Annotated in this window: 15 protein-coding genes; 8 read left to right on the top strand and 7 right to left on the bottom strand. The window is 61.6% G+C overall.

Annotated features, from left to right (window positions below):
- Positions 1-43: 43 nt before the first annotated feature.
- Positions 44-919 carry a methylenetetrahydrofolate reductase gene (locus GR198_RS25560; RefSeq protein ID WP_029875326.1) on the bottom strand — a complete coding sequence of 292 codons (876 nt, stop codon included), beginning with the start codon at positions 917-919 and terminating at the stop codon, positions 44-46.
- Positions 920-1,219: 300 nt separating this feature from the next.
- On the opposite strand from GR198_RS25560, the gene GR198_RS25555 reads away from it, so the two are divergent.
- The 8 genes from GR198_RS25555 (at position 1,220) to GR198_RS25520 (ending at position 9,447) form a co-directional block, all read left to right on the top strand.
- Positions 1,220-1,972 carry a GntR family transcriptional regulator gene (locus GR198_RS25555; RefSeq protein WP_026158322.1) on the top strand — a complete coding sequence of 251 codons (753 nt, stop codon included), beginning with the start codon at positions 1,220-1,222 and terminating at the stop codon, positions 1,970-1,972.
- A gap of 105 nt (positions 1,973-2,077) precedes the next feature.
- Positions 2,078-3,256, top strand: coding sequence for an ABC transporter substrate-binding protein (locus tag GR198_RS25550; RefSeq protein WP_003549244.1), 1,179 nt, complete (start codon positions 2,078-2,080; stop codon positions 3,254-3,256).
- 63 nt (positions 3,257-3,319) lie between these two features.
- Positions 3,320-4,180 carry a branched-chain amino acid ABC transporter permease gene (locus GR198_RS25545; RefSeq protein ID WP_029875325.1) on the top strand — a complete coding sequence of 287 codons (861 nt, stop codon included), beginning with the start codon at positions 3,320-3,322 and terminating at the stop codon, positions 4,178-4,180.
- A complete protein-coding gene (locus GR198_RS25540) occupies positions 4,177-5,223 on the top strand; it encodes a branched-chain amino acid ABC transporter permease (protein ID WP_151519590.1) in 1,047 nt (348 codons plus the stop codon). Before GR198_RS25545 ends, GR198_RS25540 begins: the two co-directional genes overlap by 4 nt.
- Positions 5,220-5,969, top strand: a complete 750-nt coding sequence (locus GR198_RS25535; protein WP_029875323.1) for an ABC transporter ATP-binding protein — start codon at positions 5,220-5,222, stop codon at positions 5,967-5,969. Before GR198_RS25540 ends, GR198_RS25535 begins: the two co-directional genes overlap by 4 nt.
- Positions 5,966-6,691, top strand: a complete 726-nt coding sequence (locus tag GR198_RS25530; RefSeq protein WP_029875322.1) for an ABC transporter ATP-binding protein — start codon at positions 5,966-5,968, stop codon at positions 6,689-6,691. Before GR198_RS25535 ends, GR198_RS25530 begins: the two co-directional genes overlap by 4 nt.
- Before the next feature lie 107 nt (positions 6,692-6,798).
- Positions 6,799-7,662 carry a glycerophosphodiester phosphodiesterase gene (locus tag GR198_RS25525; RefSeq protein WP_029875321.1) on the top strand — a complete coding sequence of 288 codons (864 nt, stop codon included), beginning with the start codon at positions 6,799-6,801 and terminating at the stop codon, positions 7,660-7,662.
- Between the two features lie 129 nt (positions 7,663-7,791).
- Positions 7,792-9,447: a GGDEF domain-containing protein gene (locus GR198_RS25520; protein ID WP_164069754.1), complete on the top strand. Its 1,656-nt coding sequence runs from the start codon at positions 7,792-7,794 to the stop codon at positions 9,445-9,447.
- 49 nt (positions 9,448-9,496) lie between these two features.
- Here the strand turns inward: GR198_RS25520 and GR198_RS25515 are convergent, their stop codons facing one another.
- From GR198_RS25515 to GR198_RS25490, 6 genes are read right to left on the bottom strand one after another with little or no spacing between them, the layout of a single operon-like run.
- On the bottom strand, positions 9,497-10,306 hold the full coding sequence (locus GR198_RS25515) for an inositol monophosphatase family protein (RefSeq protein WP_029874933.1): 810 nt from the start codon (positions 10,304-10,306) through the stop codon (positions 9,497-9,499).
- The gene (locus GR198_RS25510; RefSeq protein ID WP_029874934.1) at positions 10,306-11,310 is read right to left on the bottom strand and encodes a LacI family DNA-binding transcriptional regulator; all 1,005 of its coding nucleotides are present in this window, start codon (positions 11,308-11,310) and stop codon (positions 10,306-10,308) included. The genes GR198_RS25515 and GR198_RS25510 overlap by 1 nt, the downstream gene beginning before the upstream one ends.
- A complete protein-coding gene (locus tag GR198_RS25505; RefSeq protein WP_029874935.1) occupies positions 11,294-12,073 on the bottom strand; it encodes a glycerophosphodiester phosphodiesterase in 780 nt (259 codons plus the stop codon). Before GR198_RS25505 ends, GR198_RS25510 begins: the two co-directional genes overlap by 17 nt.
- Positions 12,073-13,128: an ABC transporter ATP-binding protein gene (locus tag GR198_RS25500; protein WP_029874936.1), complete on the bottom strand. Its 1,056-nt coding sequence runs from the start codon at positions 13,126-13,128 to the stop codon at positions 12,073-12,075. Before GR198_RS25500 ends, GR198_RS25505 begins: the two co-directional genes overlap by 1 nt.
- Positions 13,128-13,970 (bottom strand): carbohydrate ABC transporter permease, encoded by an 843-nt coding sequence (locus tag GR198_RS25495; protein WP_164069753.1) that lies wholly within the window; start codon positions 13,968-13,970, stop codon positions 13,128-13,130. Before GR198_RS25495 ends, GR198_RS25500 begins: the two co-directional genes overlap by 1 nt.
- 2 nt (positions 13,971-13,972) lie before the next feature.
- Positions 13,973-15,274 (bottom strand): carbohydrate ABC transporter permease, encoded by a 1,302-nt coding sequence (locus GR198_RS25490; RefSeq protein WP_029874938.1) that lies wholly within the window; start codon positions 15,272-15,274, stop codon positions 13,973-13,975.
- Positions 15,275-15,330: the final 56 nt, after the last annotated feature.

Below are 15,330 nucleotides of genomic sequence, written 5' to 3'. Positions count from 1 at the left end.
CCCATTGAAAAGATGCTTGTCGAGGCCTTGCAGCCGGTTTCAGTCAGCGATCCACCTGCTGCTCTGCCCAGCGGATGGATTGGGCCGGATCGCCGAAGGTGAAGAAATGCACGCCGCTGATGCCGAGATCCGGTTCGGTGGCCTGTGCTGCGGCAATCTCCATCAGCAACTCTTCCGGCGTTTCGCCCGAAAGTACGTTGCGGGCGATCTCGCTTCTTTCGCGCAGCGCCCGCAAGGATGCGCCGACGCCGCAGCGAAGCGCGTATTTGAGAAGCTTTGTGCGGCTGGCCGGCCCGGCGATGCCGACGCTCAGCGGCGCCGTCACGCCCCGTTCGCGAAGCCGCCTTGCAAAGTTCAGGAGCGGTTTCGGATCGAACAGGAACTGGCTCACCAATAACACATCGAGCCCCGCACGTGCAGCCGCATCGATCTTTGCCGTCAGTGCCGCATCGAGGATGGCGCCGGCGATCCGGGGATGCCCTTCCGGGTAACAGGCGATGGCGATCCGGTCGATGCCATATGCCTGAAAGAGCCCTGTTTCGATCAGTTCCAGGCTGGAGCCGAAGGCTCCGGCGGCATCGTCGCGATCACCGCCGAGGACGAGCGCATGGCGGACGCCGGCCTCCTCAGAAAGCCGGGCAAGCATGGTGTCGAGTTCCAGGCGGTTTCGGATGTTGCGGGCGACGATGTGGGGAATCGGCACGAAACCGGCATCTCTCAGCCCCGCCGCGGCCCTTACCAGAAGGCCGACATCTTCCTTCGGAAGATGGGCGATGAAAACCTCGCAACCCTGCGGCAGGGTGGCCGTCATGCTCTCCAGCGACTGGAGGTCCCGCGACGTCACCTCGATTGAATAATGCGAGAGAAGATCGGCAAGCGGCGCCTCCTGCCGGCTCTCGCTTTGCGGCGCAATCATCATAAGCCTCTCTCCTCACCCTGTGGGATTTATATGTGTCCAGGTTGTATACAATGATAGGCCGAAATTTGTGCCGCCATCAAGTGACATAACGAATATTGCGAAAAAATACCAAAATGTAGTCATATCGATAACCATATGGATATGAAATGATGTGGCATTGATCATGTAATAATCACTTGACAGGCGTTGGTATACACGTCGTACTCTTTTCGAAAAGGAATGGGGAATATCGTCCGCGACACGTGAAGGCCCAAGCGCCCGAATAGGCCGCGGACCGCAAATTTCGGGATGGAACGGGAGATGGTTGCGGAAAAGGGAACCGTGGATCGCAAGCGCGACAGCCAGGCCTTGAAAGGCCTTCTTGGCGTGCGTGATCTCGTGCTCGGTGGCGGGGTCTCGCCGGGCGAACGTCTTTCGGAAGTCTGGCTCGCCGAAAAGCTCGGCATTTCGCGCACACCGCTGCGCGCCGCGCTTGCGCGTCTCGAACAGGAAGGCCTGCTCGAGCAGATCCCCTCCGGCGGTTACGCCGTGCGCGGTTTCACCACCGCGGATGTTTTCGACGCCATCGAGCTGCGTGGCGTGCTTGAAGGCACGGCAGCGCGTCTCGCCGCCGAACGCGGTGTCACGCCAGCCAAGCTCAAGGCGATCAAGGGTCTGATCCTCGAGCTCGACAAATGCTTTCGCGATCGGCCAGAGGACATGCTGTTTGCCCAGTATGTCGAGCTCAATGCGGAATTCCATTCCATGCTCGCCGGCCTTGCGGGCAGCGAGATGATGCGGCGAGAGGTGGAACGGGCGACGCAACTGCCCTTTGCCTCGCCGAGCGCGTTTCTGGAAAAGCAGGAGGATGTGCTCGCCTTCCGCCTGTCGCTCGTGCATGCGCAGCGTCAGCACCGCGACATCGTTTCGGCAATCGAGATGCGTGAAGGCACCCGCGCCGAGGCGCTGGCGCGGGAACATGCGCGCCTTGCGCGGCACAATCTGGAATTCGTCATGGAAGAGGATCGCAGCCTGATCACCCGCGTTCCGGGATTGACACTGATATCGACGTGAGACGCGGCCGGCGATCGAGGGCGAGGAGGCCCCCGGCTGACCGACGAGAATTGAAAGAGGAGGCCGGCGGATCGCGCAGATCGCCGGTAAAAGGAGGAGAAAGCCGTGATTGCCAGAAGAAGTCTGATCGCCCTGTCCGCGGGGCTTGTCATGTCGGCCGGCCTTGGCCTGCCGTCCTATGCCGAGGATACATTCAAGGTAGGTCTCATCCTGCCGATGACCGGCCCCTTCGCATCGACCGGCCGCCAGGTGGAGGCCGGCGCCAAAGCCTATATCGCTGCGCATGGCGACACCGTCGCCGGCAAGAAGATCGAACTCGTGGTGCGCGACGATGCCGGCACCGCCGACCAGACCCGCCGTATCGCCCAGGAACTGATCGTCAACGACAAGGTCAATACGCTTGCCGGCTTCGGGCTGACGCCGCTGGCGCTTTCCGTCGCGCCCGTGATCACGCAGGCCAAGGTGCCCGCCGTCGTCATGGCCGCCGCTACCTCGTCGATCACCCAGGCATCGGAATATTTCATTCGCACCAGCGGCACCCTGCCGCAATATTCGGTGCCGGTCGCGCGCTGGGCGCATGAAAACAATATCAAGAAGGTCGTAACCCTGGTGACCGACTACGGCCCGGGCATCGATGCGGAAACCTGGTTCACCAAGGAGTTCAAGGCAAAGGGCGGTGAGGTCGTCGAGGCCGTGCGTATTCCTCTGCAGAATCCGGATTTCGCGCCTTTCCTGCAGCGTGTGCGCGACGCCAAGCCGGATGCGGTCTTCGTGTTCCTGCCATCCGGCGTCGGCTCGCTGTTCATGAAGCAGTTCGTCGACCGCGGCCTTGCCGAAGCGGGCATCAAGCTGATCGGAACCGGTGACATTACCGACGACGACATCCTGAACGGCATGGGCAAGCCTGCGCTGGGCACCATCACCGCGCATTTCTACGCGGCTGCACACGACAGCCCTGAGAACGCCGAATTCGTCAAGGCCTTCAAGGCCGCCAACAACAATATGCGCCCGAACTTCATGGCGATGGGCGGTTATGATGGCATGCATGCCATCTATGCCGCGCTCGAAGCCACCAAGGGCGATGCGGACGGTGCGGCGCTGATCAAGGCGATGAAGGGCCTTGCCTGGACGAGCCCGCGCGGACCGATCTCCATCGATCCGCAGACCCGCGATATCATCCAGAATATCTATATGCGCGAAGTCAAGGACGTCAACGGCGAACTGCAGAACGTCGAATTTGCGACCTACAAGGATGTGAAGGACCCGGTCAAGGCCGGTCAGTAAGCTTTACGATAAGATGCGGCGGAGCCAGCTCCGCCGCTTTGCTCCTGGAAAGTCGGGTTTGTCATGCTGACTATTCTGTTCGACGGCATCGCTTATGGAATGCTGCTGTTCATTCTCGCCTGCGGATTGACCATCACGCTTGGATTGATGAATTTCATCAACCTCGCCCATGGCGCTTTCGCCATGGCGGGCGGCTACATCACAGTCGTCCTGATGAACAGCTATGGCGTTTCCTTCTATTGGTGTTTGCCGATCGCCTTCCTCGCAGTCGCGCTTGCCGGCCTGGTTCTGGAGCGCCTGCTCTACCGGCATCTCTATTCCAAGCCGCATCTCGATCAGGTGCTGTTTTCCGTCGGCCTGGTCTTCATGTCGATTGCCGGCGCTTATTATTTCATGGGCGGCCAGCAGCAGATGATCCAGCTGCCGCAGGAGCTCTCCGGCCGCTGGGATTTCTACGGCGTCGGCATCGGCCGCTACCGGCTCTTCATCATCCTTGTCTGCATCCTTCTGACGATCACGCTGCAGTTCCTGCTGACGAAAACCCGTTTCGGCAGCCAGCTGCGTGCCGCTGTCGATGACGGAAGGGTCGCCCGCGGGCTCGGCATCAATGTCTCGGCGGTCTTCGCGCTGACCTTCGCCGTCGGCTCGGGCCTTGCCGGCCTCGGCGGCGCGATGGGCACCGAGATTCTCGGGCTCGATCCGAATTTTCCGCTGAAATTCATGATCTACTTCCTGATCGTGGTGACCGTCGGCGGCACGTCCTCGATAACTGGGCCATTTCTTGCCGCCCTCCTACTCGGCGTCGCCGATGTTGCGGGCAAATATTACGTGCCTGAGATCGGCGCCTTCGTCATCTACGGCGTCATGGTCGCCGTGCTACTCCTGCGTCCGCATGGGCTGTTCTCGCGGGAGGGTGGCCGATGAGCGACGCGCGCAGCGAGGCGAGAAAGCGCGCCGTCGAACAGCTTCGCCGCGGCAATGCCTGGCGGCTCTATGAGATCGTCCTCTGGATTGCGGCGGTCGCTGCCATCTTCGTGCTGCCTTCGAAGATGCTGCTGCTCACCGAAATCGCCATCACCGCGCTATTTGCCTTATCCCTCGATCTGGTGCTCGGCTACGCCGGCATCGTTTCGCTCGGTCATGCCGCCTTCTTCGGCCTCGGCGCCTATGCTGCAGGTCTCTTTGCCAAATATGCCATCGCCGAACCCGTCACCGGCCTCTTCGCCGCAGCCGCGGTCTCCGGCCTTGCCGGCTTCGGAGCGAGCTTCCTCGTCCTTCGCGGCTCGGATCTCACGCGGCTGATGACGACGCTCGGCATTGCCTTGATGCTCGCCGAACTCGCCAACCAGATGGCATGGGTGACGGGCGGCGCGGATGGCCTCAGCGGCGTCACCATCGGGCCGATCCTAGGCCTTTTCGAGTTCGACCTCTGGGGCCGCACCGGCTATGTCTACAGCCTTGCTGCACTCTTCATCCTGACATTTGTTGCACGGCATCTGGTGAATTCCTCCTTCGGCCTGTCGCTGAGGGCGATCAAGGCCAATCCGATGCGTGCCGCGATGGTCGCCATTCCGGCGAGGAACCGGATCATCGCCATCTATACGATCGCCGCCGCTTATGCCGGCATTGCCGGCGCACTGTTGACGCATACGACGAGTTTCGTTTCGCCCGATGTCCTCGCCTTCCATCGTTCGGCGGATGTGCTTCTGGTCCTGGTCATCGGCGGCGTCGGTTATCTCTATGGCGGCATCATCGGCGCGGTCATCTTCACCGTGCTGCGCGACTGGCTCTCCGTCTCCACGCCGCAATACTGGATGTTCTGGATCGGCTTGATCCTGATCGCCATCGTGCTCGTTGGCCGCGAGCGCATCGCCCGCTGGCACACATTTTTGCCGGCCTCGCTGCAGGCCGGCATCAAGCGGCTGGCGACATGGCGGCCTGGCGTGAAGCTGAAAGAAAGCCGATGACCGTCGCCCTTGAAACGCGCAACCTCGTCAAGCGTTTCGGCGGCTTCACCGCCACCAACGATGTCTCGCTGACGATCGAAAGCGGCGCACGTCATGCGCTGATCGGCCCGAACGGTGCCGGCAAGACCACACTGATCAATCTGCTGACTGGGGCATTGAAGCCGACCTCCGGACAGGTGATCGTCGACGGCGAGGATATCACTGGCCTTTCCTCGCACAGGCGCGTGCGGCGCGGTATCGCCCGCACGTTCCAGATCAACCAGCTCTTTTCGGGCTTTACGCCGCTGGAATCGGTTCTGCTGGCGATCAATGAGCGGGACGGTTTTGGCCGCTCCGCCTGGCGCCCGCTGGCAGCCCATCTGGATGCGACCGATGAGGCAGTGGACCTCTTGGAGCGTTTTGGCCTTTCCGGCGTCATGGGCGAGAAGACCGGCCGGATTGCCTATGGCAAGCAGCGGCTTCTTGAAATCGCGCTTGCCTTCGCGAGCCGGCCGCGGGTGCTGCTGCTCGACGAGCCGGCGGCCGGCGTCGCCGAAGAAGAGCGCAGCGAGGTGCTCGCCATTGTCCGCAGCCTGCCCGCCGAGGTGACGGTGGTGCTCATCGAACATGACATGGATCTCGTCTTCTCCTTTGCCGACCGCATTTCGGTTCTGGTCGCAGGTGCTGTGATGGTCGAGGGAACGGTCGGCGAGATCGCCGCCGATCCGCGCGTCAAGGCGGTCTATCTCGGGGAGGATGGGGCATGACGGCGCTTTTGCGGATCGACAGGCTCGTTTCCGGCTACGGCGAGGCCCGGGTTCTCGGCGGAGTGAGTTTCGAGCTCGATGAAGGCCGGTCCCTGTCGCTGCTCGGCCGCAATGGTGCGGGCAAGACGACGCTGGTCGACACGATCATCGGCGTCACCACCCATCATTCCGGAACGATCAGCTTTGCCGGCGCCGATCTGACGCGCACGCGGCCGGAACGACGGGCCGCCGCCGGCATCGGCTGGGTACCGCAGGAGCGCAACATCTTCAGGTCGCTCACCGTCGAAGAGAACCTGACGGCGATTGCCCGCCCCGGTCCATGGTCGGTCGAGCGCGTCTATTCGATGTTCCCACGGTTGAAGGAGCGGCGCTTCAATCGCGGCAACCAGCTTTCCGGCGGCGAGCAGCAGATGCTGGCGCTCGGACGGGCGCTGATGCTCAATCCGAGGCTTCTGCTGCTCGACGAGCCGCTCGAAGGACTGGCGCCGATCATCGTCGACGAACTGCTGGCGGCGCTCCGGAAGATCATCGACGGCGAAGGCATGTCGGCAATCATCATCGAGCAGAAGGCGCGCAAGATCCTGCCGCTGACCGATCGCACCGTGGTTCTGGAGCGTGGCCTTGTCAGCTACGCCGGCGAGAGCGCGCCCTTGCTGGCCGACAGCCAGATGTTCGACAGGTATCTGGCGCTCGGCGACCATAAGGCCGCCAACCCGATTTAGGCCCGGCCTGACGAAAACTTTCCGGAACCTCGATGAAAGCCGTATTCGGCCCTTGATAATCACGGCTCGTCAAGGCAGGAAAGTGGCATCGCGGAGACTTGGTGCAGATGACGAGATTGCTGGATGCACAGGGCTTGGAGATTTCGCATGAGGGGCATCGTACCCGCCTGAAATGGCACCGCTTGCGCAAGCAGTTTGCCGATCCGCTGTTTTCCGCCGAAGTGATGGCGGAGGGCTTTGCGGCGGGCGCTTCGATGGAGCTCGATCTGCGCGTACGTGCCGACGGCGGTTTCGTGGTGCTGCACGACGAGGATCTCGAAGGCGAGACGACAGGGCATGGGCCGGTCGCCGAAAAGAGCATCGGCGATCTCAGCGATATCAGGATGCAAGAGGGCGACCGGCCGCTGATTTTCAGCGAGGATCTCGCCGCCATGATGCAATCGACGCATCCAACCGCATTGCTGCAATTCGACATGAAGGATGACTTTGAAGTGATCGGCGCCAGGGGCATCGCGCATCTGGCCGCGCATTTCCAGGATATCGCCGCCTCGGTGATCGTCAGCGGCGGCAGCCTCGGTCTCATCGTCGCGGTCAAGGAGAAGCTTCCCCATCTCTTGCGCGGCATCGATCCCACCGACAAGCTCTACGACATCAGGAAGGCGAACGGCTGGAAGGCGGTCGAGGCGGAATTGCGTGCCGACCTGCGCGGCCCGACCGAACCGGACACGATCTATCTCCACTGGCCGCTGATCCTTGATGCCGCCAATCAAGGTCTCGACATGATCGCGCTCTGCCAGGACGAAGGCAAACGCGTCGATGCCTGGACCTTCACCCTGAAGGATCCGGAGGCCGGTTTCAGCGAGGAGGAATGGCGAGGCTTTTCGACGCTGATGGCCCTGAAGCCGGATCAGATCACCACCGACGAGGCACCGGCGACAGAACGCGCCTGGCGCCGCCGCATGGCCGAGTAACCAGCGGTCATTGGAGCATGATGCAGAAAGGTGTGAGAGGCTTTCGAGACCCTGTTTCTAGGTTTGTCGCCTGTCTTTTGCAGTTTGCATCATTTTAAACTTCTGATGCTATCCATAACCAGCAGACAAATGTTGGTGTCCGATATGCAAGTTGTTGATACTAAAGCAATTGCGCAACAAACAAATTCCAGCTTGCAGGAAGCGTGGCATCTTGGGTGTACGGGCCGATCGGTTGATGCGCTCACACTCGCCGGCGAAACTCTTGCGGATGCCAAAGCGCGGGGCGACGATCGGCTCGCCGCGCAATGCGACACCGACATTGCCTGGTATTGTTTTCAGATCGGCAAGGCCGAACTTGGACTGACGCATGTCCGGCGGGCGGTAGACTTTTGGAAATTGACCGGGGAGCGCAAAGAGGAAGCCTGTGCCCGGGCTTATTTCGGATGGTTGCTCTTGGAACTAGGCTTGCCGGAGGAAGCGATCGAAGAAGCGACCCGCGCGTTGGATCTGGCCGACAAGGCCGCGGATCCGAAAGCACAAAGCCTGGCCACCAACGTCATAGGAATTATCTTCTGGTGCAACAAACAGCCCGACCGGGCCATCTTGATGAGCGAGAGATCTGTCGCACTCGCCAGATCGATTGGCAATAAGAACTATGAATGCTGGTGGCTCATCAATCTCGGCGGCGCTCATTCGGAAGGCGGATATATCGCGCGGGCGCTCGGCCAGCCGGAGGAAGAACACCAGATGCTGGTCAGAGCGCTGGAACTGACCGAACAGGCGCTCGACATTGCAATCGAGATCGGCGACAGCTGGGCCGCTCGCCTCTGTCTCGGCAACCAAGCCGAGTTCTACAGCCACCTGGGCGAGCATGAGAAGGCGCTCCAGTGCATGGCCCGCTATCGGCTGTTTCAAGAGAACAGCTATGTCAGGGACAGGCAGCAATATCTCTACACTTTGGGCCAGATCTACAACAATTCCGGAAAATTCACCGAAGCCCTGTCGCCGCTGCTCGAGGCGGTGGAGCTGATCGACGCCGGCGGCAGTTTCGATTCCTATGTTCAGATCTATCTTTACCTGTCGCAGGCCTATGAGGGGCTGGGGCAGTTCGATCCGGCACTGGAGGCACATAAGAAATACCACCAAGCCTATCTGCGCAATAGTGCCGAGAGTACGCAGCGACGCGCACGTCTCGCTGAAATCTACTATGAAACCAAACGGTTCAAGGAAGTTGCCGAAACGGAGTCGAAGCGCGCAGAAACGCTGGAGGCCTCCTATCAGAAACTGCAGGAGCAAACCGATATCCTTGCCAATGCCGTCTATCTGGACGCACTGACCGGGCTCTATAACCGAAAATATCTCGACAGCCGCTTTAAAGCGCTGGCATCTGAGAAGCGTCCATATTCCATCGCGATGCTGGATGTCGATCACTTCAAATCGATCAACGACGACTTCTCTCACATGATCGGTGACCGGGTCCTGAGTGCCATTGGAACCATACTGCGCAGCCAGCTGCGCATTGCCGATCAGGCAATTCGCTTTGGCGGCGAGGAATTTGTCGTCCTGTTCGCCGGCGCTCCCCGAGGCGCCGCAGATCTCTGCGAGAGGCTGCGTTCAGCCATTGAACGATGGGATTGGTCCGAGATCTGCAACGGGCTGCACGTGACGATCAGTATAGGTGTCGCAGGTACCCTGTCTGCCAAGTCTCCGAACGAGATTTTGGCGATCGCCGATCAGAATCTCTATGCGGCGAAAAAGACCGGTCGCAATCGCGTTGTTGCGTAACGCTCGCAGCTTCGCCAATCGGGCGGATCGCGTCTCCGGGACGGTGTATCTATAACCCCTCGATGTCGAGGATGAACGCGAATTCGCCGGCAAGCCCCGGCGAGTAAGCGATGACGGGTCCGCCCTGCGCAAGCAGCCTGTCGACCGGCGGCATCGCCACCATCGCGCCGGCCTCTTTGGCGATCAGCGCACCGGCGAGCATGTCCCAGGCATTGAGTTGGCGTTCGTAATAGAGATCGGCAGCACCCTCGGCGACGCGAACAAGGTCGATCGCGGCCGCACCCATGCGGCGATAGTCCATGCCGCGTTCATGAAGCCGTTTGGAGAGCGCGAGATAGTCGTCGAAGCTCGTCTTGCGGGAATGGCCGAGAATGACAAGCGCATTGGCCGGATCGACGGTCGCAGCCGCATGCACCGAAAGCCCGTCCTTGAAGGCGCCACCGCCGCGGACGGCGTGAAAGACTTTGTCTCCGGCGGCGTCGTAGACCACGCCGATCTCGACCTTGCCGCCGACGACGAAGGCGATCGAGACGCCCCAGTGCCGGAAGCCTCTGATATAGTTGGTCGTGCCGTCGATCGGATCGACGACCCAGGTGCCGCCCTCGCCCGATCGTCCGCCGCTCTCCTCGCCCATGAAAGTGTCATCCGGAAAGCGCGAGAGCAGCCCCTCGCGGATCGCCTGCTCGGCCCTCCTGTCGGCGATGGTGACGAAATCCTGCAATCCCTTGTTCTCGACGGCAAGCGAGCCGGGGGCAGAGTCGCGCCGAAACCGGGCCGTTTCCCGCCCGACCTCGAGGGCAACGGTGATCGCGGCCTCCGCCCGTGCGCGGATGGCGGCGGCATCGAATGCGGAATTCATCAGGAAGTCCTTCTTCTGATCAGTGTCACAGGCGTGAATTCGACACGCGCCGTCAGGTCCGGCTCGACGATGCGGCTCATCAGCAGGTCGACCGTCTTTTCGGCCTGGAGGTCGCAGGGTTGGCGGATGGTCGTGAGATCGTAGGCGGTCCAGCTCGCCTGAGGAATGTCGTCATGGCCGATGATGGAGAGCGGCGGCGCATCATCGCGGCCGCGGCCCTGCATGACGCGGTCGATGACGCCGCAGGCCATGTAGTCGTTGGCGCAAAACAGCCCGTCTATGCCGGATGCGGCAAGGTCGGCTGCCGCATCATAGCCGCTCCGGTAGTCGTTGATTCTGACCTGCAGGAACTGCGCCTCGACGCCGAGCTGCTTGCAGCGCGCGATGAAGGCCTCGCTGCGCCGTCGAGCCGTGTAAGATATGGCAGGGGCGGCCATCACGGCGGGCCTTCGCGCGCCGCTGTCGATCAGGTGGGTGGCGGCGAGATGGCCGGCCATGCGATCATCGGAGATGATGCGGTCGACGAAGGGAATGTCATTGCCCTTGTTGATCAGCACGATCGGCACGCCCTCGGCGGCGCATTGCTCGCAGATCTCGGTCGGCGGCGCGTCCGAGGTGACGATGACGCCTGAAACGGCGTAATGCAGCAACTGGCCGATGACCGTCGAGGTATCGGCCTCCGGCGAGGTCGGCAGCAGGATGGGGCGGAAATTGCGGGCAAGCAGCACTCTTGCCAGATTCTCGATCTGCAGCGTGCGGAACGGATTGTCGAGGCCGGCGGCGACCAGGCCGACAAGATCGGAACGTTTGTTGGTGAGGCTTCGGGCAAGATAATTCACCCGGTAGCCGAGTTCCTTGGCCGCCTGATAGACCTTCTCGCGCGTCTTCGGCGAGACACTGGCATCCGGCGTGAAGGCGCGCGACACGGCCGCGCGCGAGACGCCGGCCACACGCGCCACGTCGAAGGAGGTTACCTTGCGCGGTCCCTTATCCTTGTCTGCCAACTGCTTTTTCCTTGACCGCCGATGGCCGCATCAGATCGGGCAGATCCGTGCAGATGCCGAGAACCGGAAGCTTCATGAGGTCATCGAGAATGGCCGGCCGTTCCTCATGCCAGAGCACGATCTCGCGGCCCGCATCGAAGGCGCGGCGCAACAGCGCGTCGCTCACCAGATCCTGCGGACGTTCGCCGGCCCTCTCCCAGCATAGATGCAGGATATCGGCGCCGGCCTCGTCGCCGAGCGTGTGCGGATCGTGGCCGACCCGGATCAGCACCGAAAGCGGAAAATCGCAGGCCGCGTCGCGGAGCTCGCGCACCTGAGCCGTGTCGAAGGAGCCGAGACAGGCGAAACGCTGGTTCATCTCGGCAAGATGCTGCCAGCAGCGCAGGCCTGTCCCAGGCGCCTTCAGTTCGACATAGAGACCGGTCCCGGTCGCGCGGCCGAGCGCGGCCACCTCCGAAAAACTCGGTATGTCGACGTCGTCGAGGGCGGCGAGTTCCGCCGCCGTCATCTCGGAAATGCGGCGGTCGATGCCGAAGACGCGCTCGAGGTGATCGTCATGCGAGACGACGACCACGCCGTCCTTGGTCAGCTGCGTGTCGAGCTCCCACATTTCGGCGCCGAGTTCCGCGGCGCGGCGGAAGGCGGCGATCGTGTTCTCGCGTTCATGGCCGCTGGCGCCGCGATGGCCGATGCAGAAGGGAAGCCGGCCCTTGCCCGATGGCCAGCCGTAATGCTCGAAAAATGCCGAGAAATCGCGGGTCATCAGAGCCTCCTGCCATTTTCGTCGAAGATGAACACGCCGCGGCTGTCGATCGCCCAGCGGACGTCGTCGCCCACATGGATATCGCTGCGCACCGGCTGGATCGAGCGCAGCAGCGGTCCGCCGGCAAGAGCCACGTCGTAGAGGTTCTCGCGACCCTGTGTTTCGGCAAAGGTGACCTTGCCCGGCACGGCGATGTCGCCTGCCGGCGTAAAATGCTCCGGCCGGACGCCGAGCATCAGCTTCGTGCCCTCGGCGGCACCGACAGAATCCGGCAGCGGCACGCGGATCTCGCTTTGCGGGATGATGAAGGCGCCCTTGTCCACGACGCCGCGCAGGAAGGTGATCGGCGGATTGCCGAGAAAGCCGGCGACGAAGGCGGTCTTCGGATCATTGTACATTTCGGCCGGCGTGGCGATCTGGACGATCTCGCCTTCCTTCATGATGGCGATGCGGTCGCACATGCTCATCGCCTCCACCTGGTCGTGGGTGACGAGAATGGCGGTGATGCCGGTTTCGCGTTGCAGGCGGCGGATTTCCGAGCGCATTTCGAGGCGCAGCTTGGCGTCGAGATTGGCGAGCGGCTCGTCGAGAAGCAGCACATCGGGCTTGCGGATCAGCGCGCGGGCCAGGGCCACGCGCTGCTGCTGGCCGCCGGAAAGCTCGGCCGGCCTGCGGCCCATCAGGTTGCCGATCTGAACGAGGGCGGCGATGCGGTCGACTTCCTTGCGGATCTCGGCGGCCGGCATGCCCTTCACCTTCAGCGGAAAGCCGATGTTCTCGGTAACCGTCATGTGCGGATAGAGCGCATAGGACTGGAAAACGACGCCGACATTGCGGGCCTGGCTCGGCAGGTCCGTGACGTCGCGGTCGCCGAAGAGGATGCGCCCGCCGCTCGGCCGGTGGATGCCGCAGACGGAAAACAGCGTCGTCGATTTGCCGCAGCCGGAAGGGCCGAGCAGCGCCAGCATCTCGCCGTTGCCGACTTCGAGCGTCATGTTCTCGATGACCTTGGTGGAGCCGAAGCTCTTCGAAAAATTGTCGAGGAGGATGCGCATCAGCCTTTGCTCCCGCCGCCATAGATGTTCATGAGATATTTGTTGAAGAGCGCGTAAACGATCAGCACCGGAACGAGATAGAAGACGCCGACCGCTTTGAACATGTTGAAATCATAGTTGTTGTCGTCGGCGAGGAATGCCGCGAGATAGACCGAAAGCACCTGCACCTGATTACCGGGCGCCAGCACTTGCGGCAGAATGAACTCGCCCCAGCCGGAGAGGAAAGAGAAGAGGCCGAGCGCCATGATCCCGGGCTTGACCTGCGGCAGCACGAGGCTGCGCCAGACCCGGAAGCGCGAGGCGCCGTCGACGACGCCGGCCATTTCGATTTCCCACGGCACTGTGTCGTAGAAGCCCTTCATCAACCAAATGCCGAGCGGCAGATCGATTGCCGCCTTCACCAGAATGACGCCGATCAGCGAATTGTAGAGGCCGATCATCTGTAGCACGATGAAGATGGCGATGATCAGCGTCACAGAGGGGAAGGCATGTAGCACCATGACGCCAGCAAGGAAGAAGCCGCGCGCCGGCAGGTTCAGTCGTGACAAAACATAGCCGGCCATCGACGAGACGATAAGCACGAGGCTGGTGGTGCAGGCCGCAAAGAGCAGCGTATTCACAGTCACCTGCCAGATGTTCGCCTTGCCCTCTGTCGTCTGCCAGAGGAAGCGCCAGTGATTGATCGTCAAGCCCGAAGGCAGCAGCGCGTCCGCCTGCTTCACCGTCACGGTGTCGAGGAAGAGATAGAGATACATGAGGAGCAGCGGCAGGCTGACGATCGTCAACGCCGTTATGACAGGCCAGTTGCGGTAATTTGCCGAGGGCTGCGATCGTTCGGCCATGGTCAATCCTCGATCAAGGGCTTGGCGACTAGCGTGCCGTAACTGAAGACGCGCAGATAGAGGAGCGACAGCATCACGCCGATGACGACGAGCACCAAGGCCATGGCGGCACCCAAGCCGTATTCGAGGTTGCCGGCATAGTTCCTCAGCGCAGTGTGATAGGCCGACAGCGCCCAGACCTCAGTCGCATTGCCCGGTCCGCCATTGGTCGCAAGCAGGATTTCATTGAAGGAGGCAAGCAGCGACAGCGTCTGATAGCAGGTGACGAAAAGGATTGGCCAGCGCATCTGCGGCAGGATGATGTAGCGAATCTGCTGCCAGCGGGAGGCGCCGTCGACCTCGCTCGCATAGAACTGGCTTTTCGGAATGGCCTTCATCGCCGAGGAAAACACCAGCATGCCCATCGAGGCGCCGATGAAGCCGTTGATCAGCACGACGAACAACCAGGCGTTATAGGCGTTGTCGAGAAGATAGTTCTTCGGCGGATAGCCGAACTTGCCCATCAGGATAGAGATGAATCCGCTGTCCCAGGCGAGCCACTTCCATAGCATGACGTAAATGACGACGGGCGTGATGCGCGGCAGGAGCCAGATGCCGCGGAAGATCGAGGCTGGCGTCGGCGGCATGTAATGCGTCAAGATGGCGAGCAACAGCGCATAACCGACATTGAAGAGCATCAGCACCAACGCGACGTAGAGCACGGTATTGAAAAGCACACGCGCCATGTCGGGCGAGGTGGCCATGCGTGAGAAATTGTCGGTCGTCCAGGTCCAGCCAGTATAGGTGACCCTGGCGACGGTTTCCTTCTGTTCCGGCGTCAGCTTGAAACCCAGACTGTCCAGCGACGAAAAGAGCTGCTCCTTGCTGTCGAAACGGGTGTTGAGGACGGAGCGGTTGAACTGTTCGGAGATCTGTTTGACGTCGCGTGTCGAAGGTCGCTCGGAAAGATCCTTGAGCATGCGCTCGACGTCGCGGCGTGTCGGGAAGACCTCACCTGTATGTTTGGCGCGCAATTCCGCGGCAATCCCAGGCGCAAGCCCGAGGCCTTCGACGGCCTTGAGGCCCGCATCGTCGATCGTGTAGCGCGGTTCGGCCATCTCGGCTGCAATGTCCGGTATTGCCGATTTTAGCGCGATCAGGGAATTGGGCGCGATCTGGTAGACACCGCCGGAAATGCCGGTCGCCGTCGTCATGTTGGTCATCGAGAAGACCGCCGTCAGAACCACCGGCATCAGGAAGAACAGGACGATCATGATCGCCGCAGGCGCGATCATCACCAGTCCGAGCGTTCTGGACGATTTCATGAAAGCCCCCTCATCGCGGACCGACCGGGCAGCGGGTTACCGCCGCCCGGAAGAGT

It is taken from the genome of Rhizobium leguminosarum (assembly GCF_010668065.1).
GTDB lineage: Bacteria > Pseudomonadota > Alphaproteobacteria > Rhizobiales > Rhizobiaceae > Rhizobium > Rhizobium leguminosarum_S.
The sequence above is the reverse complement of the archived record's forward strand: the minus strand, read 5'-3'. Positions and strand labels throughout refer to the sequence as shown.

Bases quoted from the DNA above. Each gene is read 5' to 3' on its own strand.
- GR198_RS25560 (WP_029875326.1), bottom strand. From the start codon at position 919: ATGATGATTGCGCCGCAAAGCGAGAGCCGGCAGGAGGCGCCGCTTGCC.
- GR198_RS25555 (WP_026158322.1), top strand. From the start codon at position 1,220: ATGGTTGCGGAAAAGGGAACCGTGGATCGCAAGCGCGACAGCCAGGCC.
- GR198_RS25545 (WP_029875325.1), top strand. From the start codon at position 3,320: ATGCTGACTATTCTGTTCGACGGCATCGCTTATGGAATGCTGCTGTTC.
- GR198_RS25540 (WP_151519590.1), top strand. From the start codon at position 4,177: ATGAGCGACGCGCGCAGCGAGGCGAGAAAGCGCGCCGTCGAACAGCTT.
- GR198_RS25535 (WP_029875323.1), top strand. From the start codon at position 5,220: ATGACCGTCGCCCTTGAAACGCGCAACCTCGTCAAGCGTTTCGGCGGC.
- GR198_RS25530 (WP_029875322.1), top strand. From the start codon at position 5,966: ATGACGGCGCTTTTGCGGATCGACAGGCTCGTTTCCGGCTACGGCGAG.
- GR198_RS25525 (WP_029875321.1), top strand. From the start codon at position 6,799: ATGACGAGATTGCTGGATGCACAGGGCTTGGAGATTTCGCATGAGGGG.
- GR198_RS25520 (WP_164069754.1), top strand. From the start codon at position 7,792: ATGTTGGTGTCCGATATGCAAGTTGTTGATACTAAAGCAATTGCGCAA.
- GR198_RS25515 (WP_029874933.1), bottom strand. From the start codon at position 10,306: ATGAATTCCGCATTCGATGCCGCCGCCATCCGCGCACGGGCGGAGGCC.
- GR198_RS25505 (WP_029874935.1), bottom strand. From the start codon at position 12,073: ATGACCCGCGATTTCTCGGCATTTTTCGAGCATTACGGCTGGCCATCG.
- GR198_RS25500 (WP_029874936.1), bottom strand. From the start codon at position 13,128: ATGCGCATCCTCCTCGACAATTTTTCGAAGAGCTTCGGCTCCACCAAG.
- GR198_RS25495 (WP_164069753.1), bottom strand. From the start codon at position 13,970: ATGGCCGAACGATCGCAGCCCTCGGCAAATTACCGCAACTGGCCTGTC.
- GR198_RS25490 (WP_029874938.1), bottom strand. From the start codon at position 15,274: ATGAAATCGTCCAGAACGCTCGGACTGGTGATGATCGCGCCTGCGGCG.